Source organism: Shewanella sp. KX20019 (genome assembly GCF_016757755.1).
Classification (GTDB): domain Bacteria; phylum Pseudomonadota; class Gammaproteobacteria; order Enterobacterales; family Shewanellaceae; genus Shewanella.
In genome coordinates, this window is record NZ_CP068437.1 from 1 (window position 1) to 24,955 (window position 24,955).

The window sequence follows — 24,955 nt, forward strand, 5'->3', positions numbered from 1 at the left end:
GTGGCGGTTTCACTTTGGCAACAATGTATCGCAAGGCTGCAAGATGAGCTTTCTGCTCAGCAATTCAGTATGTGGATAAGACCGTTACAGGCAGAGATGGAAGGCGACACGCTTGTCATATATGCACCTAACCGTTTCGTTTTAGATTGGGTTAGAGATAAATACCTTAATATCATCAATCAATTTTTTACCGAACAGATGGGTGCCGATGCACCTAATTTACGTTTTGACATCGGTAGTCGCCCATCCGCCAAGCCAGTTGTGCAAGCAACAGCATCGATGCGAAGTCGACCAGCAGTGAGAAAAACGGTAGAGCGACCGACATTTAATGCCCCTCAGGCAGAACCTGCCATTACCGCCAATCACCGCAGCAATATTAACCCAACTTATCAGTTTGATAACTTCGTAGAGGGTAAGTCAAACCAGTTAGGTAAAGCGGCAGCACTGCAGGTATCTGAAAATCCTGGTGGCGCTTATAACCCACTGTTTCTTTATGGTGGTACAGGTTTGGGTAAAACCCACCTGTTGCACGCCGTGGGTAATGGCATTATTAAGAACAAGCCGGATGCTAAAGTGGTTTACATGCATTCAGAGCGTTTTGTACAGGACATGGTTAAAGCCCTGCAAAACAATGCAATTGAAGAGTTTAAGCGTTACTACCGCAGTGTTGATGCACTCTTTATTGATGATATTCAATTCTTTGCCAACAAGGATCGTTCGCAAGAAGAGTTCTTCCATACCTTTAATGCACTATTAGAGGGTAACCATCAGATCATTCTAACCTCGGATAAATATCCAAAAGAAATCGACGGTGTTGAAGATCGTCTTAAGTCTCGATTTGGTTGGGGTCTGACCGTCGCGATTGAGCCGCCAGAGTTAGAAACTCGTGTGGCGATCTTGATGCGTAAAGCACAAGAGAGCGGCATTAATCTGCCTGATGAAGTGGCCTTCTTTATTGCTAAGCGTTTACGCTCTAATGTTCGTGAGCTTGAAGGCGCACTTAACCGTGTTATCGCCAATGCGAACTTTACCGGTCGTCCTATTACTATCGACTTCGTCCGCGAAGCATTGCGTGACCTGCTTGCGCTGCAAGAAAAGCTGGTCACTATCGATAATATTCAAAAGACCGTTGCTGAGTACTACAAAATTAAAATGGCTGATATGTTGTCGAAGCGTCGTTCACGTAGTGTGGCGCGTCCAAGACAGATGGCTATGGCGTTATCTAAAGAACTTACTAACCAAAGCTTACCTGAAATTGGTGATGCATTTGGTGGTCGTGACCATACGACAGTTTTGCATGCATGTCGTAAAATAGCGCAATTGCGTGAAGAAAGTCATGACATTAAAGAAGATTATGCTAACTTGATACGAACCTTATCTTCTTAATATCAGGGAATTGAAACCAATGAAATTTTCTATTGATAGGGATGCCCTATTAAAGCCACTTCAGTTAGTTAGTGGAGCGGTGGAGAGACGTCACAACTTGCCTATCCTGGCGAACCTTTTAGTAGAAGTAAGTACTCACTCACTTAAGTTGACCGGTACTGATTTAGAAGTTGAATTAGTCGGCGAAGTGCAACTTGAGGGGGAAGTCCTTGAAGGTCGTACAACGGTTCCCGCAAAGAAATTTTTAGATATCGTTAAATCTCTACCCGATCAGGTAGAGCTTAAGATTGAACAGCAAGAAAATCGCTTATTATTACGTTCAGGTCGCAGTCGTTTCACTTTGGCAACTTTGCCAGCTGAAGAGTACCCCAATGTAGAAGCGTTTGAAGCTGATATTGAATTTACCCTCAAGCAAGGCACTATGAAGTCCTTAATTGATGCGACCCAGTTCTCAATGGCAAACCAAGATGTGCGTTACTACCTTAACGGTTTGTTATTAGAGACCGAGGGCAATGTACTGCGTGCTATCGCAACAGATGGCCACCGTTTGGCAATGAGTCATCGTACGATTGAAGCTTCTTTACCTGAAAAGCAGGTGATTGTGCCGCGTAAAGGTGTGTTAGAGCTTATGCGTTCATTCGAAGGTGATGATCTAGATGTCACCATTGCAATCGGCGATAACGCCATTAGAGCAACTACAGCGACTGCTACGTTTACCAGTAAGCTGGTAGATGGACGTTTCCCTGATTATCGTCGTGTGTTGCCTAAAGGCGGCGATAAGATTGTTATTGCTAGCCGTCTGCAGCTTAAGCAAGCCTTGCTACGTGCGTCTATTCTATCGAATGAGAAGTTCCGTGGTGTGCGAGTACAGTTAGAAAACAATCTACTTAAGATCACCGCCAATAACCCCGAACAGGAAGAAGCGGAAGAGATCTTAGATGTTGAATACGAAAACAGCCCACTAGAGATAGGTTTTAACGTTAGTTATCTACTGGATGTATTAAACAACCTACCGTCTGATGATGTGCGTATTACGCTAATTGATGGTAACTCAAGCGCACTTATCGATAATCACGTAGAGCAGAACTCTATGTATGTTGTTATGCCAATGCGCTTATAGCCGAGCGTTTCATTCTGCCGTTTGATACCAGATAAAGTTTCTAAGACACTCAGTCGGCTTTATCTGGTATAACTAACTATTCCACTATATTTACTCCTCCCGTCGTCTTAAAGGGTACTAATGAGCCTTAACCGTCTTCACATTGAAGCTTTCCGTAATATTGCCTCTGCGCAATTGCAGCCAGGTGAAGGGCTCAATTTAATTTATGGCCAAAACGGTAGCGGCAAGACCAGTATTTTAGAAGCTATCTACTTTTTGGGGATGGGACGCTCTTTTCGCAGCCATCTGTCCCAGCGAGTGATAAAGCATGACCAGGATGCACTGACTTTATTTGCCAATATGCTGACAGCAGAAGATGAGAGTAAAATTGGTCTCAGGCGGTTTAGAAGTGGCGAGATTGAAGTTAAAATAAATGGCGATAAAGTGAAACGTTTATCGACATTAGCAGAATCTTTACCGATTCAGGTGATCACTCCAGAAAGCTTTTCTTTGCTTTTTGAGGGGCCAAAATCCAGACGACAGTTTATTGATTGGGGGGCATTTCATTCTGACCCTCGCTTTTATGCTGCTTGGGTAAATGTACGCCGAATATTAAAGCAACGAAATCAATTGCTCAGGGATGAATCGCCTTATAGTTCGATACAGTTTTGGGATAAAGAATTTATTCGTTATGCTGAACTGGTCACTGATATACGAAAGCAATATGTAGACTCGTTAAATGAGCTACTTAAGGGTATAATCGAAGAGTTTTTACCTCAGGTTGATGTAAAGGTTTCTTTTACCCGAGGATGGGATAGTAAAACAGAGTATGCACAGCTGCTCGAGACGCAGTATCCCAGAGATTTAGCCACAGGCTTTACCGTCAGCGGACCTCATAAAGCGGACTTAAGATTGCGGGTAGGAACACTACCAGCACAAGATGCTTTATCCCGTGGACAGTTGAAATTGTTAGTCTGTGCATTGCGTATTGCACAAGGAAAGTTGCTCAAACAACAAATAGATAAAAAAAGTATTTATCTGGTGGATGACCTTCCATCGGAATTGGATGCACAGCATAGAAAACTATTGCTACAGCAGTTAGCTGATACCGGCGCACAAGTTTTTGTCACGGCAATCGAACCAGCAGCAATAGTCGATTCGTTAATCACGCCACCAAGCAAGGTGTTCCATGTGGAACATGGGCGTGTAACGGTAATTGAATAACCGACGAGAGAATAATATGTCAGAGAATAGTTATGATTCTTCGAGTATTAAGGTACTAAAAGGCCTTGATGCGGTACGTAAAAGACCAGGAATGTACATTGGTGATACCGATGATGGCACCGGTCTACATCACATGGTATTCGAAGTAGTCGATAACTCTATCGATGAAGCCTTAGCCGGCTACTGTAGTGACGTTATCATTACAATCCATACTGATGGATCTGTATCGGTAAAAGATGATGGTCGTGGTATTCCTGTTGAGATCCACCCAGAAGAGGGCATCTCTGCAGCTGAAGTTATTATGACGGTACTTCATGCTGGTGGTAAGTTCGATGATAACTCTTATAAAGTATCAGGCGGTTTACATGGTGTTGGTGTTTCTGTTGTAAACGCACTATCTCACAAGCTACAGCTGACAATTCGTCGTGACGGTAAACTCTATGAGCAGTTTTACACTCATGGTGAGCCAGATGAGCCGATCAAAGCTATTGGCGATGCGACAAATACCGGTACTGAAATTCGTTTCTGGCCAAGTGAAGAGACCTTTAGCGACGTATTGTTCCACTTTGATATTTTAGCTAAGCGTGTCCGTGAGCTTTCGTTCCTAAACTCTGGTGTTGGTGTTCGTCTTGTTGACGAGCGTGATGACCGTGATGAGTTTTTTAAGTACGACGGTGGTATCAGTGCTTTTGTTGATTATTTGAACGTTAACAAAACACCGGTAAACAAAGACGTTTTCCATTTTATTCAAGAGCGTGAAGACGGTATTACCGTTGAAGTCGCGATGCAGTGGAACGATGGCTTCCAAGAGAACATCTTCTGTTTTACCAACAACATTCCTCAGCGCGATGGTGGAACTCACTTAGCGGGTTTCCGTGGCGCATTAACGCGTAACTTAAACAACTACATGGAAAAAGAGGGTTATAACAAGAAGGGCAAGACTGCCGCTACGGGTGATGATGCTCGTGAAGGCCTAACTGCTGTTATCTCTGTTAAAGTACCGGATCCTAAGTTTAGCTCACAGACCAAAGATAAATTGGTGTCTAGTGAAGTTAAAACGGCTGTTGAGCAGACAATGGGCGAACAGTTGGGTGATTACCTAGTTGAGCATCCAAATGAAGCTAAGTTGATTGTTGGTAAGATCATCGATGCATCTCGTGCTCGTGAAGCTGCGCGTAAAGCCCGTGAGCTTACACGTCGTAAAGGTGCACTCGATTTAGGTGGTTTGCCAGGTAAGTTGGCCGATTGCCAAGAGAAGGACCCAGGTCTTTCTGAAATCTACATAGTGGAAGGGGACTCTGCTGGCGGATCAGCCAAGCAGGGACGTAACCGTAAGAATCAAGCCATTCTTCCGCTTAAAGGTAAGATCTTAAACGTTGAAAAAGCACGTTTTGATAAGATGTTATCTTCGCAAGAAGTGGTCACACTGATCACTGCACTCGGTTGCGGTATTGGCCGTGATGAATATGATCCAGAAAAAACGCGTTATCACAATATCGTCATCATGACCGATGCCGACGTCGATGGCTCGCACATTCGTACCTTGCTATTGACCTTCTTCTTCCGTCAAATGCCTGAGCTTATTGAACGTGGTTACATCTACATTGCACAGCCACCTTTGTATAAAGTGAAAAAGGGTAAACAAGAGCAGTATCTAAAAGATGATCCAGCACTAACGGAATATCTAACGACTCAAGCACTCGATAACGCCAATATTTATCCTGCGCAAGGTGCACCTGGTATGTCTGGCCAGCCATTAGAGACGTTGGTTAACCAGTATCGTGAAGTGGAAGCGATTATTCAGCGTCTTGAAAAACGTTACCCAACTAACATTGCTGACTTGATGTTGTACCATCCTGAGTTAACTAGCGAAATGTTGAGTGATGAAGCACAAGTTAAAGCTTGGTCTGATGCATTTATTGCTGACTTAGTAGAGAAAGAGTCTGGCGGTATCTTGTACAGTGCTGAGCCAATACTGGATCCAGAGCGCCAAGTATATCTACCAAAGATAACCATTCGCAAACATGGTATTGATGCTAATTACTTGTTTAGTTATGAGTTTTTCCAGTCTACCGATTATCAGCGTATTGTGAAATTAGGTGCTGAAATTGATGGTTTAGTGGAAGAGGGCGGCTATGTTCAACGTGGTGAGCGGACTAAAGATGTCTCTAGCTTTATAGAAGCACTTGATTGGTTGATGAGTGAAGCTAAGCGTGGTCAGTATATCCAGCGTTATAAGGGATTGGGTGAGATGAACCCTGAGCAGTTGTGGGAAACTACAATGGATCCAGAGTCACGTCGTATGCTGCAAGTGACTATTGAAGATGCGATTGGTGCAGATCAACTATTCACCTGTTTGATGGGTGATCATGTTGAGCCTCGTCGTGACTTTATTGAGTCTAATGCCCTTAACGTGGCCAACTTAGACGTATAGTCTGTACTTACTTTGCAAATAGTGAAATCGGCGCATATAGCGCCGATTTTTTGTTGTATTGCATATGAATATCCACTACGGCATAAACTGTGGTAGATATTATTACTCCCGGTCACAGAAAGTGTTCAAGAAAGCGTTTAAAAAACTGTTTAATATCAGAGATAAGGTGATTATTGATAAGCCTAAAAGTTTCGGCGGCGCGGCAGAGTCTTATCAAATAACTTCATCGCCATTAAGCAGTATTCCTCCCCAAGCATCAGTTGATACACCTATCGATATATCGGCACTGTTCTATAGTTTGTTATTTCCTAGTACCCAGCAAAATGGAGTGGCTAACGAGTTAGAAAAGAGTGTATTTAGACGAGTAGAGGCGGCACTGTCTTCTCCTAAAGCCATTGCGGATAGAGTACTGAAGCTACCCACACAAGTCGCGGCGTTAGATAAGCAGTTAGCAGATGAAAGCAGTGACACTAAAGCGTTGTTAACGTTAATAGAAAAAGACCCAGTGCTGAGTGTTGAGGTTCTAAAACTATGTAATGCACCGCTGTTTCGACGCAGTGAAAAAGAGATCACTAGCTTGCAGCAAGCGATTGTACAGCTTGGCCGAGAACAGATGAGGCGCTTTATTACAACGACACTATTACGTGATTGTATTGAGATAAAGCCGATCTACTTTCGCCGTTTTGGCTCACAGATTTGGCGTCACTCTATGCAAGTTGCTTACCTTGCAGGTGAGTTAACCGATGAAGATGCTGACAGCGCATTTTTGTTGGGGTTAATTCATGATGTAGGCAAAATTGCTATCTTTAAGTTGCTATTAGAAGCCTTTAAGCAGGCGGAACCCGGTGAACAACCTTGCTCAAGCTTGTTTAGGCAGGTGATGACGGCTAAATCATTAAGTTTGAGCGCCCTGCTCGCTAAGCATTGGCAGTTACCCGCCATGTTTGAGGCAGAGCTTAGTCATCTTGCAATTGTTGATTCTACGCCTGCTGGTGGCCTAGCAGAAGCTGTGTGGCGAGCAAACTTGATCAGTGAATGTTCTATGTTGCTTGAAGCCGATAAACTGGATGAGTTACAACTTAATCGATTAATACTCGAAGCGGGTATCGACAGAGCGAGTTTTGATGAGCTACATCAAAAGCTGATCTTGTTTTAATTGATATTAGGTTACCTTTCAAAAAGAAAAAGCCTCTAACATTAGAGGCTTTTATACTGTCATTATCTTAAGTGTTTATACTTCCTAAAGCCGAACATCAGCAGCAGAAAAAGACTGAAGTAGCCTAAACTACCGCCGCCACTCGTTGCTGTTTTGGGCTCCGGTATAACCGCTACCGTTTTTACGGATATTGTCACACTTGCTTCCGTCATCCCATCAAAGGAGTCTGTCGCAGTCACCTTAAATTCAAGAGTGGCATCTTGATTCGGGGCTACAAAGGTCAGTTGATTAGTGTCGATTGTTGATAAAACCACCTCAGTTCCAGATGTTTGGCTCCATAAGAAACTGATGGGATCATTATCGGCATCTGTCGCCGTAGCTACTAGAGTGACGGTTTCACCTGCATTTGCTTCTCTATCTTCGCTCACGACGACAACCGGAGCGGTGTTACTTCTATCATCATCGAGTAGCTTAACCGCTAGAGTTGCGGTACCTAGCTCACTGCCATTAACGCTTTGTAGTTCAACCGTGAACAGCTCTGTACCCTCTACAATATCGTCATTTATAGGACTAATGGTGATTGTTTTTGCCTGAGTATCACCCTCTAGCCATACAAGTTGACCATGAGTATCTTCGACATCGGTCCCTATAGTTGCAGTGTCGTCAGTTAGAGAGAATTCAACTTTCAGTTCGCCCGCACTACCGCCATTACGTTGTACTGATACTTTAATTGAAGCATCCGACTCAGTCGCTGTTTGTTCGCTACTAGCAAAACTTATGACGCCTGATTGAGCTGGGAAGTCACCCATTCTCAATGTGTGGTAACTCGGTGATGCTAGCGTGAGGCCACCTTGTGGGTCAAACAGACGCAGAAATAGCTGTAGCTCTTTATTTTGGCCGTTGTCGATGGTGTTGATGACAATCGTTTTGGGAGTATTATCGTTATTTGCCCACGCTAAACGGCCCGACTTAGCCTCAAAGTCAGTAGCAGTTTGAGCTGAAGCCCCTAAGGTTTCGTAGCCGACGCTGACAGCACCTGCGCCTGTTGGACGCATAACCTTAACGGTAATACTGTCACCTGGGAATAATGTTGATTCCGAGTGTTCAAATGCACTACTACCAAAGGTTGCGCTGTGGGTATTATCTTTTAGGACATACAGACCACCACTGATATCGCTCGCGAGGATCAAGCCTGAGGGAAGGTAAGGGTAAATGCCCCAAACGCCGTTAAAAGAAGCGCCATCCGATGCTGGGTAAGTATCAAAGAAACCAGCTTCTTTGGGGTCGGTAGGGTTGCTGATATCTAGCACAGTAATACCGCGTTGATAGTTAGACATGTAGTAACGACTGCCACGCACATAGCCATTGTGGTCAATCGCTTTACTTGGACCTATCCACTCGTTGACTAGCGAAGGGGATTCGAGGCTATCGACATTAAACACCCTGAGAGTGGTGTTCACTCCTAAGTAGCGCTCGTCCAGCTCATCGTGTAGAAATACATAGCGCTTGTCTTCGCTCCACCAGCCAGAGTGCACATATTGAGGGTTAGCGTAGCTTACGTCAGCTAGCAAACTGGGCTGTGATTGTGTCGAAATATCCCAAAGACGCATAGAATGTTCGTTAAAATCTGCTAGCACGTTACACAAACTATTTTGGCAGCTATTTTGAGCGCGGCTATCATCAATGACCACAGAGCTAACGTCATGGGTGTAATCTTCCCGAACAGCTCCGGTATGCAAGTAAAGCGGAGCCAAGTTTTTGGGGTCGGCTAAGCTGTAGGTCTGAAAGGCGCCACCATTATTGTTTTGCCCTACGATGTGTAGCGCTGGAGTTGCGCCATCCAGAACTGTATTTGTGGTGTAATCAAGATTGCTGATAAATACGTTGTGGACTGAATATGCGGCATTATCCACCACCACGGATACCGATGCGGGTAGCTGGCTTAAGTCGACGATTTGTACTCTATCTGCGCCTTCTGAAACGATGTAAGCATTGGCTTGCCATTTTAAGCTGCTGCTGTCGAACCACTGGTAAACCTTAATATCACGCCAGCCTATTATTGATCCTGCTATAAAAGCGACCTCTTCGGGCGCATCAGGTTTGGAAAGGTCGACTATGGCGGTACCGTTTCTTAGCGCGATTAAGGCATACTCTATGCCTGTATTGAGGTCTATGTGGCCCCAAATATCAGTGGCGGACGATGGCGATGATGAGAAGCTATTGAGTGGCATATGTGACACAAGATCGATATTGTTGCACTTGAAGGAGCCAGACATACCGTCTAAACAAGGCTGGTCACTTTGACTTTGCTGTAATGAACTGTGCGCTTCTAGCATATCATCTAGCTGAGAACCATATTGAGCTATGCCGTCATTGATCACCCGAAAACCGCGCTGCTCCAGAGCGTTAGCAAACTCAATAGGGACGCCTGTGAGTATGGTCTTATTCAGTTGAGGGGCCTGTGACTGGTAATGATCAAAGCGATTATAGCCACCCATTACCGGGACTATGTCACTGTTGAGTAAAAATATCTCTTCTAGGTCGGTGATTTTATATTCACCGTCAGCAACCAATACCCTGTCACCCTTATTCGCTTGTTTTACGGCGTAAGCGATTGTCTTACAAGATCTGAGTACTTTATCGCAACGGCCAATATCTTTTCCTTGAGCGCTAACAAATCGAGTTTTATCGTGCTCTGAATGAGCCATTGCAGATTGGCAGGCTAGTGAGTTAACAATCACTAGCAAGGCTGCCACAATTCCCTGATGTTTAAACAAGTTATCCATATGTTTTTCTCAATTATTTTAGTTTTATTACTCTCGGTATTCTGATTGAGCTCTACAGGTATCGACAGCCCCTAGTTCAATCATTAAATTATCGATTTAGCGGATACAATTACTAATGAATATTGTATTCTAAATAAAGGTTAACATATGGTTAACAATAAGGTAACGCCCACCAAGGAGTTTAGGTTCAGTGGATTTATTCAATTTAGGTCGTATAAAACAACTTTTAGTGTTGTTGACGGTGCTAATCGTAACAGCTTGTTCGCCTAAGCCGACCACCATAGATGTTGAGTTGATGTGGCAACAGCAACCCTTGGGTTGCGATCAGTTATTGCCTGAACTGAGGGCGTGGCGATTAGACCAATTTCAGTTTTACCTGAGTAGCTTTAGTAATAACGGTACTGCTATTAACCTAGACTCGGTGGGACAAGCTTACCAGCAACCGCGCGTCGCGCTGATGGGGGGGGATTGCGGATCGCCAGGCAATTGGCAGTTAGTGTTTGAAGGTCAGTTACAAGAGGGTGAACTGTCTTTTGATCTTGGTGTACCGTTTGAGCTTAATCATCTTAACCCGCTTACCGCAGACAGCCCCCTTAACCAGAGCGACATGTTCTGGACTTGGCAGAATGGTCATAAGTTCTTGAGATTAGACTTAACTAAGAAAGCATCACAAAAAATTGAGACATTTACTGTCCAAAACTTACAAACCGGATGGCAATTTCATCTAGGGTCTACGGCATGCCAGTCTGCAAGTGTAATGAGAGCACCCACCGTGCTTTGCGGGTATCCAAATAGGCCTAGAATAAAGCTCGATTACCAAAAGGGGTCAAGGCTAGTGTTAGATCTCGCCCCATTACTCTCTGGCATTATCGACGATGCTGAGCTTGCTAAACATTCATGTATGTCAGATCCAAATACAAGAGTATGTCAGCAGCTTTTCGCTCGTCTGGGCTTTAATGGTGACAGTAAAGTATGGCGTTTGCAGCAATGAACAAATCTATTCTAATATTACGATTTGCAGTTGTTAGCACTGCTATTTTTATGTTATTTGGTTGTGGGCAAAAGCCCGCTGCGGAATATGACTGGCTGATAGGCAATGGCTTACCGCAACCGCAAGTTCTTACTGATAACCCTATGTCAGTAGCAAAGGTGAGTTTAGGGCGTTATCTTTTTTACGACAAAGCCTTGTCAGCCAATAACAGTCAAAGCTGCAGTAGTTGTCACCTGCAATCAATGGCGTTTGCTGAAGCTAAAACTGTGTCGGTTGGTAGCACTGGTCAGTCACATCGGCGCAACTCTCCTGGTCTAATCAATATTGCTTATAACAAGACGCTGACCTGGGCACACGATGGCTTAACCGATATTGAACGGCAGATCATGCTACCAATGTTTGGTGATGAGCCGATAGAGCTAGGGATCAGTGGCCATGAGCAGTTAGTTCTTTCACGATTACAGAAACCACCCTATCCACGTCTATTTTCCAATGCTTTTTCTGACTATGAAGGTACTGCGGACTTTAACCAAGTGAATCAGGCTTTATCGAGCTTTGTACGTAGTCTAATTTCATTAAACTCACCTTTTGACGCCTATGCATATGAAGCTGATGATGATGCTCTAGATGAATTTGAGTTGGCGGGGATGGACCTATTTTTCTCTGAGAGGTTAGAGTGTCACCACTGCCATGGCGGTTTTAACTTTACTCAGTCAACCACCCATCAGAAGCAGCCTTTAGATCGTCGGCCTTTTCATAACACTGGGCTGTATTACACCGAGCGCTCAGGATTGATAGAGCGAGTGCACAAATTGGGTTATCCCGAGGTCGATCGAGGGCTGGCTGAGGTAACGGGCAACGCAGTTGATGATGGTCGTTTCCGTGCTCCTAGCTTGAGGAATGTCGCATTGACTGCGCCTTATATGCATGATGGTAGCGTGGTAACTCTTGCAGAGGTCATTGATATATATGCTGCTGGTGGCCGCAACGTCACAGAAGGGAAGCACTTAGGTGATGGCCGACTCAATCCGCTTAAGAGTCCTTTTGTAAAGGGGTTTACTCTGTCTGCGCAGGAAAAGGCCCACCTACTTGCATTCCTACATAGCTTAACGGATGAAGCGTTTATTAATAATGCAGACTTTGGTGACCCTTGGGCTGAGTGGGCTAACTCAAATTAGTTTATCGTGCTCGTGCAGATACAAAAAAGCCCCTTAGCTAAGGGGCTTTTTTACGCAATAGAGTCAGATATTACTGCAGTAGCGAGATATCAGCGGCATGTAAGAACTGTTCACGTAGGCTAGAAAGTAGCGCTAGGCGGTTATTCTTAAGGGCTTGATCATCAGCCATCACCATCACATCTTCAAAGAAGGTATCTACGCTTTCACGTAGGTTTGCCAGCAGTGCTAGCGCTTCTTGGTAGTTAGCAGCGGCAAATAGTGGTGCTAATTGTGGTTGTAGCTCTGTTAGCTTAGTAGCCAGTGCTTTTTCTGCTGCTTCAACGAGTAGTGCATCGTCGATCGTCGCAGGAAGTTCACCTTCCACTTTAGCCAAAATGTTTGATACACGCTTGTTAGCTGCTGCGAGTGCAGATGCTTGTTCAAGTGTTCTAAAGTGAGCAACAGCTTTAATGCGGCTGTCAAAATCAGCAGGCGCGGTAGGGCGACGAGCCAATACAGCTAGGATCACGTCTACACTGACTCCTTGATCTTGGTACCAAGCACGGAAGCGGCCCATAAAGAACTCGAGTACCTGCTCAGCAACCTTGTCGTTAGTTAACGTTTCACCGTGTAGTTCTTGTGCTTTGGCAATCAAATCAACAAGATCTAATGGTAAGTTGTTTTCTAAACAGATACGTAGCACACCAATTGCAGCACGGCGCAGTGCAAATGGATCTGCCGCCCCTTTTGGTGCTTGGCCAATACCGAAAATACCGACTAAGGTGTCTAGCTTTTCAGCCAAAGCAACACAGACTGAGATCGGTGCCGTTGGGACCGTATCACCAGAGAACTTAGGCTTGTATTGCTCAGCAAGTGCGACGGCAACCGCTTCAGTTTCACCATTTAGACGCGCGTAATGCATGCCCATGGTGCCTTGAAGATCGGTAAACTCCATCACCATGTTAGTCATCAAATCTGACTTAGACAGTAGACCTGCACGGGCTGCTTCGTCGCTGTTCGCATCGATATTACTAGCGATATAAGCTGCCATAGCTGAGATACGTTCCACACGTTGCTTAATCGAGCCTAACTGCTTTTGGAAAATAACGTTTTCTAAGCTAGTAAGACGAGACTCTAGTGTGTCTTTTTTATCTGTTTCGAAGAAGAACTCAGCATCGGCAAGACGTGGGCGAACCACTTTTTCGTTGCCACTAATAATCTGCTGTGGATCTTTAGATTCGATATTGGTGACGAAGATAAAGTTAGGCATTAACTGGCCTGCTTTATCAAATACTGGGAAGTATTTTTGATCACCTTTCATGGTGTAAACCAAGGCTTCAGCTGGTACGTCGAGGAACTTCTCTTCGAAGCTAGCAGTCAATACTACTGGCCATTCAACCAAGGAAACCACCTCTTCAAGTAGGTCGTCTTCAAGGTCGGCTACGCCACCTAGCTTAGTGGCGGCAGCTTCTGCATCGGCTTTAATAATCGCTTTACGCACCTCGTAATCGGCAAGGACTTTGCCTTGCTCTTTAAGTGCTGAAAGGTAGTTGTCGGCATGGTCTAGCTCAAAGCTTGCTTGACCCATAAAGCGATGGCCACGAATAACGCGGTCTGACTTAACCCCTAACAATTCACCTGCGACAATTTCGCTACCAAGTAGCATAGTCACAGTGTGTACTGGGCGAATAAATTGCGTCGTGTTAGTACCCCAGCGCATTGGCTTTGGGATTGGCAATTTGTCTAGAGAGCGTTGCGCCATAGCGGCGATAAGACTTTTAGTTTCAACACCAACCACTTTAGCTTGATGTAGTAACCATTCGCCTTTATCGGTCTTTAAGCGACCCGCTTCTTCAACGGTAATGCCATTGCCACGAGCCCAGCCCATAGCGGCTTTAGTCGGGTTTCCATCGGCATCAAATGCCTGAGCAATAGCAGGGCCACGCTTTTCGACCACCTTGTCTGCTTGAGCAAGAGCAAGTTGGTTAACGCTGATGGCTAAACGGCGAGGGGCTGCATGCCATACCGCAGTTTCAAAGCTCAACTCAGCTTTTTTTAATTCATCAGTAAAGTTGCTAAGAAAAGACTCAGCTAACTTACGTAGCGATTTTGGTGGCAGTTCTTCAGTGCCTACTTCAATGAGTAAGTTTTCAAAATTCATCAGTTATTCCTCTACTTACCGATTGGGAAGCCAAGAGCTTCACGTGCTTGATAGTAAGCTTCAGCTACACCCTTAGCCATGGTACGAACGCGTAAGATATAACGCTGGCGTTCGGTGACCGAAATAGCATGGCGTGCATCAAGCAAGTTAAATGCATGAGAGGCTTTCATCACTTGCTCATAAGCAGGTAGTGGCAGTGGCTTTTCAAGTGTAAGTAAATGCTGGCAGGCTTTCTCGCAGTCATCAAAATTTCTGAATAACACTTCAACATTTGCATGTTCAAAGTTATAAGCTGACTGCTCAACTTCGTTCTGATGGAAAATATCACCATACATAACTTTGCCCATTGGGCCGTCTGTCCACACTAGGTCATAAACGTTATCGACCTCTTGAATGTACATGGCAAGGCGTTCAAGACCATAGGTGATCTCGCCTGTTACAGGCTTACATTCAAGTCCACCAACTTGCTGGAAGTAAGTAAATTGCGATACTTCCATGCCGTTTAGCCAAACTTCCCAACCTAGACCCCAAGCACCTAGAGTCGGTGACTCCCAGTTGTCTTCAACAAAGCGCACGTCATGAATGTTCATGTCGACACCAGCAGCGGCTAAAGAACCAAGATACAGCTCTTGAATATTATCTGGCGACGGCTTTAATACGACCTGGAATTGATAGAAGTGCTGCAGGCGATTTGGATTATCACCGTAACGACCATCTGTCGGGCGTCGACTCGGTTGAACATAAGCACAGCTCATCGGCTCTGGGCCTAATGCGCGTAAGAAGGTCATAGGGTGGAATGTACCCGCACCTACTTCCATGTCCAATGGTTGAACAATTGCGCAACCTTGCTGCGCCCAGTATTCCTGTAGGGTCATAATAAAACCCTGGAATGTTTTTACGTCGTGTTTCGTCGTCATATCCGCTTGTCTACTGCCTGGAAGCCTAAATAGAAAATGGTGTCGATTATACCTTGTAGATTTACGCTTATATAGGTTATTTTTTATCTTACTAACGATAAATCTAGGAATAGGGCTATGGATGTAATACGTTGCGGCTGGGTTGGTAAAGATCCCATCTATCAAGAGTATCATGACAAAGTGTGGGGCCGACCAGTGTACGACAGCCAAGAACTGTTCGCTAAACTCTGCCTTGATGGACAACAAGCTGGTCTGTCGTGGTTAACTATTTTGAAGAAACAACAGAATTATGAGGCGGCTTTTGCTAATTTTGACCCTGCAATTATTGCTACTTTTGATGATGATAAAATAGAAGAACTGCTGCTCAACCCTGGGATTGTTCGCAATCGTCTAAAGGTTAATTCGATTGTTAAAAATGCCAAAGGCTATATGGCATATGTGGAGCAGGGTAATGATTTTTCTCAGTTTTTATGGGGTTTTGTCGGCGGTGAACCCAAAGTTAATCATTTCACTTCGCTCGCGGAAATGCCGGCACAAAGCATTGAATCAGAAGCTATGTCTAAAGCGTTAAAGAAGTTGGGCTTTAATTTTGTTGGCCCGACAATTTGTTATGCGTTCATGCAAGCTGTGGGCATGTTTAACGACCACACAACAGATTGTTTTTGCTATGATTTAGAGGGTGCTAGGAAGGGCTAAGATAGAACTAGGAAAAGCTTAGGTAGATTCGAGGTAGGTCAAAGAGAAAACTTCAAAAATTTATTTTGTGCTTAACGAGTTGTGAGCATTATTTTGCAGAACCTAGAACCTAGAACCTAGAACCTAGAACCTAGAACCTAGAACCTAGAACCTAGAACCTAGAACAAAAAAAAGGATGTTCCACGTGGAACACCCTTTTTGTATTTACAGTTAAAACTGGAGTTTATTGCATTTTTGAATCAAAAATAAATTCTCCTGAAAATAAAAATGCAGAGCTAAGTTATCCAGATCTAAAAATTAAAAACGAATTTTATTTTTCAAAAAAGAATGGTTTTCTCTCTTTTCCGCGATTTTTATTGCCGCCATTCAACTGGTCCATGGTTTCGGCATTGTACAGTTTGCCGTTTACCATGGTGTAAGTGACGCGGTCGGTTACGCGAATATCTTCTAGAGGGTTACCGTCGATAACAATCAAGTCAGCCAATTTACCCTGCTTGATTGAACCAATTTGATGGTCCATTGCAAAGTGCTTGGCTGGATTAATTGTTGCAGTTTTTAGCACTTCAAGATTACTCATTCCGCCTTGAGCAAACATCCACATCTCCCAATGTGCTGCTAAACCTTCTCGCTGGCCATGAGCACCGATGTTTGCTTTAACTCCAATGTCATTCAGTTCATTGGCAACACGGGCAACATTGAAATGGTTGTAATGTTCATCGGGTGCAGTAGGGCGACGCATTGAACGGGCATCCAAAATATCGGATGGCACATACATTGACAGGCGAGGGTGAGCCCAAACATCTGTTTTATCGTACCAGTAGTTTTCACCGGATATGCCGCCATAAGCAACCACCAATGTTGGCGTGTAGCCTACTTCGGTTTGGCTCCAGAACTGTTTAATATCACTATAGATATTTGCCGCAGGTAGTGAGTGTTCAATTCCTGTATGGCCGTCAGCAATCATGGTGAGGTTATGCTGCAGCAAGCTGCCGCCTTCAGGTACCACCATCATTTCAAGTTCGCGTGCTGCTGCAATGACTTGTTGACGTTGATTTCGCCTAGGCTGGTTGTAACTCTTTACGCTAAAAGCACCTACTTTTTTTAGTCGCTCTAGGTGAAATTTAGCATCATCTAACGAGTCGATATGTGATGTGTAGCCAGGCGCATTGGCACCATATAAAATCGTTCCGGTTGAAAAAATACGCGGGCCTGCGATGTTACCTGCTTTTTGTTGCTCTGATGCAGCAAAAATTTCGGTGGTGTCATTAGATGGATCATGAATCGCCGTCACCCCAAGTGACAGATTCGAGTAAAGCTCCCAGTTTTGCTGCGGGATGATTTCACTTTCACCTTGAGCGCCGTGAGCATGAGCGTCAAATAAGCCGGGCATTAGTGTCTTACCCTTGATGTCGATGACAGTTGCATCACTAGGAATATCGATGACAGAGGCTGAACCGACACTAATAATATGGTTATCTTTTACGATAACAGTGCCATTTTCGATCACCTGATCATTTTCCATGGTGATAATATTACCGCCAACAAATGCAATTGTTCCACGTGGAACATCGGCTTTCTTGCTGAAACCCAGATCGGTAATCGTTGGTTCTACTTTGGTGTCTTCAGCTTGTTCACTGTACTGAGTGTCAACTTTAACCTGATATAGCTCCGGGCCAAGTGTCCAATAAAGCTGGTCGTTGCTGTTGTTCCAACTGATACTCTCACCAGCGCGCACGCTTAGCTGAGATACAGGCAGGTTATTCGCCTTAGGGCCTATCTCTACGGTTTCGCCATGCTTAGCAAAAGGGGTAACAAAAACCTTAAAGCGTTCCGCAAAAGCGAGTTGTTTACCGTCAGGTGAAACTCTAAACTCTGTTGCATGCTTGCTGGTGTAGTGAATTCTCTTCTCGAACCCATTTAAGCCAATAGAGGCAAGTTGTGGCGTTTCGCCACTTTCCATAAAGTAGACGCGTGTGTTATCTGCGCCAAATTGGGGCTGGTAACCAGAGGCTGTTATCTTAGTATTTTTATCGCCATCAACATCGATTTGGTACAGACCTGTTTCCTGTGACCATGTTCGAGGAGTGATATATCCGCCCTTGGCTTTACGATAAACAATGGTTTCACCGTCTGGAGAAAAGGTCGGTTCTACGTATTTACCTGGCTCTTTAGTCAGTACTTTTACGCGTTTATTACGGACTTTTGCTAAGCTGACTGTGCCTTGCTCTTGGTCATCCCAAGTGGTGAATACAATTCGTTTTCCATCGCGAGACCATTGCGGGAACAGTTCTCGAAGATCGCTATCGAGCTTGGTTAAACGCTCCATTTTGCCATCAGCTAGGCTCTTGACCCAAATCTTACCCAGAGCTTCGAACGCCACTTTTTTACCGTCAGGCGAGACTTGCGCCATTCGTAGCATCTTCACATCGAAGACATCTTTATCCAGATCTTGTTGGAAGCGAACTGCGGGTTGCACTGCGCGTTCTGACTTAACCGTGAAGGGGATCTGCGCAACGGTCTTAGAATGAACTTCAAGCTTGTTAATTTTACCGTTAGCCCAGAAGACAATTTCTTGATTATCTGCAGTCCAGCTCATGGTTGGATACACACCGTGAATAGCCCAGGTCTCTTGCATATCACGGTCAAGATCACCGTACAGTTTTTCTGTTTTACCTGATTTCAAATCCAATAGATAAAGAGATGACTGGAAACCATCGCGCTTAATGTAAGCAAGCTTCTCTCCATCAGGGCTTGGCGTTGGACGAATTGCGCCGCCAGTGCCTTGAATAAGGACTTCGATATCGCCAGTTTGTGTATCGTAACGTTTGATTTTATAAATGCCTTTCACTGAGTCTTTCGAATAGTGGAAGGTTTTTCCTGGGGTCGCATCTTGGCTAAAGTAGATGTAACGTCCATCGGGTGAGTATGCGGGTTCGCCTAAGTCTTTTTGTTCATTCGGTCTCTTAGTTAACTTTACCCCTTCACCACCTGCAACGTGGTACATCCAGACCTCGCCAGCGCCTAAACTACGGCTACCGGTATAATGTTTACGTGCAACTAGATATTGTCCATCAGGACTCCATGCAGGGCTGTTCAGGAGGCGGAATGTTTCTGTGGTGACTGGGCGAGGGTTGCTACCGTCGGCTTCCATAATCCAGATGTTATCGCCGCCATCTTCATCAGAGGTAAACGCAATATACTTGCCGTCAGGGCTGTAGACTGGTTGCATCTGCCAAGCGATACCCTTGGCTAATGGTTTGGCGTCGCCGCCGTCGACTGATATCTGGTAGATATCGCCGAGCAGGTCAAACACTATATGCTTACCGTTAGGGCTGACACTGACATTCATCCAAGTGCCTTCATTAACATCAATCTTTACTTGTTGAAGAGGCGCATTTGCCGGGGCGTTGACTTGCCATGCTTTTTTGTCTTCTTCTTCCGCTAAAGTGGGAATACTAAAACTAAGTGCGATGGCTGCGTATAGCGGGGTGAGCTTATTCTTTAACATGCTAATCCTATCGTTTTTTTTCTAATTGTTCAGGAGTGACAATATTGGTAACTAATTGAGTGAACTACGGTAACTGTTATCGCATAAATTCGTTAACAGTAAAACAGAAATACTGTTTCAATTAGTTAAAGCGCTGATGGCGTATATCGGAATTAAGTTCGGTAGAAGTTTACTGGGTAAGTAGATTTAAATTGGATGATTTTATTGAACGGTTGAAGAGGGTAAAAGCCGCCTTGCTTCAGCTAAAGCGGATACCTGAAATATCTGTGGTTATAGCCCTTTCTTTATCAAATATTGATAAGGGGTCGCTTCAGTTTGACTCGCTATAAGAGTGTGATCCATGAATTCACAAAAACTCGGAATATCACGCGTTGTCGCGGGATCATCTGCAATAATCAATAATGTTTCACCATCGTTCATGCGTCTAACTGACTTGCGTACCATCATAACGGGTTCCGGACATCTTAATCCTAAAGCGTCAAGTTGGTGTTGTGCAGCATTAAATTGGTCGCTCATATTACCTCAGCAGAACGATTAAACAGAAGAGGCTAATATTACTCCAGCACTGATGTATATCCAAGCTTGTCGCTAGATTTTGTGAACTTGGCTTTGTTTGCTAAAAGCGCAAGGTTCCACGTGGAACACTAATAAAGGCATTACTCTATACCTGCACTTTGAAGTAGAACAGGTATAATTCATTTGCTAGAATCCATTCCATATTTTTTGGGCAACAATCCTGACATAGGGGGTTGCTGCCACACTCTGTGGTTACAGACTGTTGTGCGCAGAGTATATTCCAGTTTTACTATTTAAAGGCAGGCTATGACCGTTCTTCTAATGACTCCACCTATGACCCAGCTGAATACACCGTATCCGGCAACGGCGTATTTAACGGGTTTTTTGCGCTCTAGAGGTTATGAGGCGGTTCAGCGTGATCCTGCTATTGAGCTTTTCTTAGAAATGATGACAGCGCCGGCATTGGAGATTATTCGTCAGCATGTGGAAGAAAACTTTGAGCACTTTGAAGACGACGAGCTGCCTGATGTTATCAGAACCTTTCTGGCTGAGTTTGACCGTTACCACCTGACTGTTGAGACTGCTATTCGCTTCTTGCAGGGTAAAGATCCAAGTCTGGCACTGCGTATCAACTCCCGTCGTTTTTTGCCTGAAGGTCCTGCATTTGACGCTATTGCTCAGATGGAAGCGGTATCTGGCGATGTGTTGCAAGCCGCTTTTGGTAATCTAGGGGTGCAAGATAAAGCCAAGTATTTAGCAACGCTGTTTATTAATGACCTGTCGAACGTCATTACTCAGGGCGTAGATCCCTATTTTGAAGTGAGTCGTTATGGTGAGCAATTAGCCGCGGCCAACCCAAGTTTTGACAACCTATACGATACCTTGATGGATGAGCCTAGTTTTAGCTCAGAAATTTTGGAACAGTTGGTTGAGCTATATTTGGAAGAAACTCAGCCTAGCGTAGTGGCGTTAACCGTACCTTTTCCCGGCAACATGTTAGGAGCCTTACGTATAGCGCAAACTTGTAAAGCCATCAATCCGGAAATTCCCATCGTAATGGGTGGTGGTTTTATCAATACTGAGCTGCGCGCGCTGAAAGACCCGAGAGTATTTGAGTTTGTCGATTTTATCTGTCTGGATGACGGTGAGCGTCCTTTAATAACGCTGCTGGAATACCTTCAAGGCCAACGTGAGGTTGACTCCCTGATGCGAACCTATTTCCTCGCAGAGGATGAAAATGGTGAGCCACACGTACACTTCAATGAGAATAAACAACTCCACGACATCCCGCAAACCGAAGTTGGTGCACCGATATATGATGGCCTGCCATTGGGGGACTATCTGTCTCTATGTGAAATGCTTAACCCCATGCATCGCATCTGGAGCGATGGACGCTGGAATAAACTGACCATAGCTCATGGCTGTTACTGGCGTAAATGCAGCTTTTGCGATGTCAGTCTAGATTATATCGATCGCTACGATGCTGCCGGAGCCGATATTTTGGTGGATAGAATTGAACAAATTATCGAAGAAACTGGAGAGACTGGCTTCCATTTTGTCGATGAAGCGCTGCCACCAAAGGTATTGTTTTCGCTAGCAAAAAGATTAATTGAACGCAACGTAGTGATCAGTTGGTGGGGCAATATTCGCTTTGAGAGGACATTTAGCCATGCGCGTTGCCAGTTGTTGGCTGATTCCGGTTGTATTGCGGTTAGCGGTGGTCTCGAGGTGGCGTCAGATCGCCTATTGAAGCTGATGAAAAAAGGCGTCAGTGTTGAGCGAGTTGCCCACGTAACTAAAGCCTTCAGTGATGCTGGTATACTGGTTCATGCCTATTTGATGTATGGCTTTCCAACGCAAACCGAACAAGAAACCGTTGATTCACTGGAAATGGTGCGTCAGATGATGGAGCAAGGTTGTTTCCAGTCCGCATACTGGCATCGCTTTGTGGCCACGATTCACAGCCCAATTGGTTTGAACCCTGAGAATTTTGGTATCACGCTTGCTGAGCGTCCTGAGATCTTATTCGCTGAAAACGATGTGGACTTCACTGATCCAACCGGAACAGATCATGAAATGCTTGGTGAAGGGCTGCGTAAGGCTATCTACAATTATATGCACGGTATTGGCTTTGATCAGCCGATGAGCTTTTGGTTTAACCAGCCTGTACACACAGAGATGAAAAAAGACCTGGTATTAAATGCGATTAACAATCTAATCGCCAGCAATGAAGAGTGATCTGCAGTTAAGGGGGAGCACTAGAGCAATATTAGCTTCAGGCAAATCATAACAGGTTTAACCTATCAAAAAGGTCACTCTCTTTTGTCGGGAAAGTGGCCTTATATATTTTAGCGATAACAGGTTTAGCGCCTTCAACGAACAATTTGAGCTGCGTTGACCTGCATCTCTTGCGGCCGCTTTGGTCTAGAGCTGCTTTTCCATGACTAGCACATCGATACCATGATAATTGACCTGTTCCACAGGTTGCCAACCAAGCGAGCTATACAGCCCACCAGACATATCTTCAGTTTGTAAGTTGATGCTGATTACCCCTAGCTGCTTGGCTTTTTCAATAACAGCTTCAACAAGGGCCTTGCCGACGCCAACTCCTCTAAAAGCCGGGGCAACATAAACGCCACCTAACCAATGTTCTCTATTAGGATATATATCCATCTCGTGGAAGCGCAGTTGCGCCGCTCCCATCAGTTTACCTTCAGTTTGTGCCAAGATAATCAGTGGCAATTTACTATGATTGAGGTAATCTCCGAGTTTCAACTCAAGTTCTACGGTGCTGCGACCCTCACCAATATAACCCCACTCATCGCTATACCATTGTGCAATTTGAGGTAACGCATGTGGTTTTTCTGCCAGTAAAAAAAGCTGCATTAGCGCATATTTCCTTTAATCATTTATTTTAACATTAATTTAACGGCTGCTTGTTTAGTATTGAATAAAGCATTGGGGGAATATGGTTAAATGTGTTGCCAGTAAGTCAATATACCCGATACCAATAAAATAAAAAGTCCATTTATGGAGGTTATATCTGTTTTTTTATAAGTTGGAGCTGTTGCACAACTTTTCCTAAGTTGTTGTGGTATTGTATCTTTATTGCAATTGGTTAGTGTTTTTAACCATGGGTATTATTTGAAGGAAGATTAAACCAACATGGATAGTTGTGAGCAGCCAATCAAGGTTAGTTTTTGGAGTAAACTGCAAAGTGTCGCCCTGACAGTTGTTGCGGTAATGTTGTCTCTAGGGCAGTGGAATGACACTAAAGATGCACTCAGTTCTGTTTATGAGGCGTTTGTTGCCAACTGGACTCACGATATTGAATATAAGCAAATATCGACCCTACATGTAGGTCAAACTCAAGCCTATGTCACTAGCGTTTTCGGTAATCCTCACGTATCCAAAAAATCTCAGTCAGATAGCGATATTGTTTATTTCTACTATGGAAATAAAAAGTATCAACTGACGTTAGCGATCAAAGATCAACGTTTATCTGGCTATGCCATTGTTGGCCTTGAGGCGGATTTTCAAGTTTCGGTACCTTATACAGCACAGACATTGTTATCGACTCCGTTAGACAGTTATTTTGCTGAAACAGAAACATATTTTTCTGATGCAAATAACATTGAGTATTACGCTGAATCACATGACTTAGGTAAGAAAGTGATGTTCTACAACCTAATACTGGGTTCGGTAAATTACGGCAACTTTAGTGATAGCGACAGCTCAGCTGTAAATCAATTGAATGCTGATTTGGATCGAGGGATTGAAGATGTCAGTAGTGCTTTAGCTGCCAGCAGAAATTTATATCCCAATTATTTTGCCGTAACTGAGCTTGCGCCTAAGGTGATGGTTGAAGGATTACTAACGCATTTTGAATATAAAACACTTTTAAAAATAGATTAATGTCAAGGATGAAAAATGAATCTAAAACTTAGCGCTATATTTTTGGGGCTAACTCTCGTTGCTGCTTGTCAGTCGACAAGTAAGACGCCCGACTGGTACTTAAACCCTATGGTGACAAATGCTGCTGAGTTGGTTGCTGTTGGTCAGGGCGCTTCCCTTCATCAAGCTAAGCAAAAGGTAATGAGTGCGCTGAATCAACAATTGTGGACTGAAGTTAAGTCTAGCGGGTTGAGCCGTAATATTGCTAATGACATTAATGGTCAGGAGCATTATCAGCAGCTGAACGACTTTAGCGTAAATACCAAAACATCAGCCGTGATCCTAAATGGCGTGATTTTTTCAAAAGCGCTGCAAGCGGGCGATACATTTTATGTTGAAGCAAAGGTAGCCAAGGATAATGTTAAGGCTCAGTTGATTGCAGATATCGAAAACTACAATAGTCAGGCTCAATTTGAATTGGGCACATTAGCGCAAACAGACCCACTCGTTTGGTGGTTAAGAAATGTCGATGTGAGTGAGCTTGAAAGCAGCATGGCTAGCAGGTTATCAATGCTATCTGCCTTATCATCAACAAATATTATACCTAACAATCTCATTCCTAAATTGAAGGCTAGGGTGGCTGAAGTACACTCAGGTATTAAAGTTGTTATTGCAGCTACCGCACAAGATCGATGGATGAAAAAGTCTATAACAGCATATTTCACTGAGTACGAAATCCAGGTTGTTGACAGCGACAAAGACAGTTTCAGCCACAAACTTATTCTCGATAGCGATTGGCGTAAAAATTATATCTCCGATATGTACATCTCTACGGTGCAAGTGAACCTCGTACTAAAGAATAATCATAATTTAGTGGTGGCTAGTAATGAGATCATCGCCAATGCAAATTCTGTGACCAGTTTTGAGCGCGCCGATGAGGGTGCTTCACGCCGTTTTTCTGCCGAATTAGAAGAGCAGGATTTTTGGAAAGCTTTAGGGCTTTAGTTTATTTTTTTAATTTAATTTAATA

General features: G+C 44.2%; 17 protein-coding genes. 11 read left to right on the top strand and 6 right to left on the bottom strand.

The genetic code is table 11. The features are described from left to right. The 5 genes from dnaA to JK628_RS00025 all read left to right on the top strand — a co-directional run bounded on the left by dnaA (position 1) and on the right by JK628_RS00025 (position 7,299). Complete coding sequence (gene dnaA / locus JK628_RS00005; RefSeq protein ID WP_202287252.1) at positions 1-1,386, top strand: chromosomal replication initiator protein DnaA; 1,386 nt, start codon at positions 1-3, stop codon at positions 1,384-1,386. Between the two features lie 19 nt (positions 1,387-1,405). Beyond that, a complete protein-coding gene (gene dnaN, locus JK628_RS00010; protein ID WP_202287253.1) occupies positions 1,406-2,506 on the top strand; it encodes a DNA polymerase III subunit beta in 1,101 nt (366 codons plus the stop codon). A 120-nt stretch (positions 2,507-2,626) separates the two neighbouring features. Then, positions 2,627-3,709 carry a DNA replication/repair protein RecF gene (recF, locus tag JK628_RS00015; protein WP_202287254.1) on the top strand — a complete coding sequence of 361 codons (1,083 nt, stop codon included), beginning with the start codon at positions 2,627-2,629 and terminating at the stop codon, positions 3,707-3,709. 16 nt (positions 3,710-3,725) lie between these two features. After that, positions 3,726-6,143: a DNA topoisomerase (ATP-hydrolyzing) subunit B gene (gene gyrB, locus JK628_RS00020; protein WP_202287255.1), complete on the top strand. Its 2,418-nt coding sequence runs from the start codon at positions 3,726-3,728 to the stop codon at positions 6,141-6,143. A 121-nt stretch (positions 6,144-6,264) separates the two neighbouring features. Further along, positions 6,265-7,299, top strand: a complete 1,035-nt coding sequence (locus tag JK628_RS00025) for an HDOD domain-containing protein (protein WP_202287256.1) — start codon at positions 6,265-6,267, stop codon at positions 7,297-7,299. A 62-nt stretch (positions 7,300-7,361) separates the two neighbouring features. Here the strand turns inward: JK628_RS00025 and JK628_RS00030 are convergent, their stop codons facing one another. Further along, a complete protein-coding gene (locus JK628_RS00030; protein ID WP_202287257.1) occupies positions 7,362-10,085 on the bottom strand; it encodes a choice-of-anchor B family protein in 2,724 nt (907 codons plus the stop codon). A gap of 190 nt (positions 10,086-10,275) precedes the next feature. Here JK628_RS00030 and JK628_RS00035 point away from each other — a divergent pair, with 190 nt between their 5' ends. Then, positions 10,276-11,076 carry an MbnP family copper-binding protein gene (locus tag JK628_RS00035; protein WP_202287258.1) on the top strand — a complete coding sequence of 267 codons (801 nt, stop codon included), beginning with the start codon at positions 10,276-10,278 and terminating at the stop codon, positions 11,074-11,076. Further along, positions 11,073-12,254, top strand: coding sequence for an MbnH family di-heme enzyme (locus tag JK628_RS00040; RefSeq protein WP_202287259.1), 1,182 nt, complete (start codon positions 11,073-11,075; stop codon positions 12,252-12,254). The genes JK628_RS00035 and JK628_RS00040 overlap by 4 nt, the downstream gene beginning before the upstream one ends. Before the next feature lie 70 nt (positions 12,255-12,324). On the opposite strand, the gene glyS is transcribed toward JK628_RS00040, so the two are convergent. Together glyS and glyQ are read right to left on the bottom strand one after the other, a co-directional pair. After that, positions 12,325-14,394, bottom strand: coding sequence for a glycine--tRNA ligase subunit beta (gene glyS, locus JK628_RS00045; protein ID WP_202287260.1), 2,070 nt, complete (start codon positions 14,392-14,394; stop codon positions 12,325-12,327). An 11-nt stretch (positions 14,395-14,405) separates the two neighbouring features. Then, complete coding sequence (glyQ, locus tag JK628_RS00050) at positions 14,406-15,311, bottom strand: glycine--tRNA ligase subunit alpha (protein ID WP_202287261.1); 906 nt, start codon at positions 15,309-15,311, stop codon at positions 14,406-14,408. A gap of 117 nt (positions 15,312-15,428) precedes the next feature. Between glyQ and JK628_RS00055 the strand changes: the two genes are divergently transcribed. Further along, complete coding sequence (locus JK628_RS00055) at positions 15,429-16,007, top strand: DNA-3-methyladenine glycosylase I (protein WP_202287262.1); 579 nt, start codon at positions 15,429-15,431, stop codon at positions 16,005-16,007. Positions 16,008-16,317: 310 nt separating this feature from the next. Here the strand turns inward: JK628_RS00055 and JK628_RS00060 are convergent, their stop codons facing one another. Beyond that, positions 16,318-19,515: an amidohydrolase family protein gene (locus JK628_RS00060; RefSeq protein WP_202287263.1), complete on the bottom strand. Its 3,198-nt coding sequence runs from the start codon at positions 19,513-19,515 to the stop codon at positions 16,318-16,320. Positions 19,516-19,785: 270 nt separating this feature from the next. Beyond that, positions 19,786-20,031 (bottom strand): sulfurtransferase TusA, encoded by a 246-nt coding sequence (gene tusA, locus JK628_RS00065; protein ID WP_202287264.1) that lies wholly within the window; start codon positions 20,029-20,031, stop codon positions 19,786-19,788. Between the two features lie 306 nt (positions 20,032-20,337). Between tusA and JK628_RS00070 the strand changes: the two genes are divergently transcribed. Further along, positions 20,338-22,269, top strand: a complete 1,932-nt coding sequence (locus JK628_RS00070) for a B12-binding domain-containing radical SAM protein (RefSeq protein WP_202287265.1) — start codon at positions 20,338-20,340, stop codon at positions 22,267-22,269. A gap of 186 nt (positions 22,270-22,455) precedes the next feature. Here JK628_RS00070 and JK628_RS00075 read toward each other — a convergent pair whose 3' ends face one another. Beyond that, entirely contained in the window at positions 22,456-22,917 is a 462-nt protein-coding gene (locus JK628_RS00075; protein WP_202287266.1) for a GNAT family N-acetyltransferase, read from the bottom strand. Between the two features lie 279 nt (positions 22,918-23,196). Between JK628_RS00075 and JK628_RS00080 the strand changes: the two genes are divergently transcribed. Both JK628_RS00080 and JK628_RS00085 read left to right on the top strand, forming a co-directional pair. Beyond that, positions 23,197-23,946, top strand: a complete 750-nt coding sequence (locus tag JK628_RS00080; RefSeq protein ID WP_202287267.1) for an ETEC_3214 domain-containing protein — start codon at positions 23,197-23,199, stop codon at positions 23,944-23,946. A gap of 15 nt (positions 23,947-23,961) precedes the next feature. Continuing rightward, positions 23,962-24,930 (top strand): LPP20 family lipoprotein, encoded by a 969-nt coding sequence (locus JK628_RS00085; protein WP_202287268.1) that lies wholly within the window; start codon positions 23,962-23,964, stop codon positions 24,928-24,930. Positions 24,931-24,955: the final 25 nt, after the last annotated feature.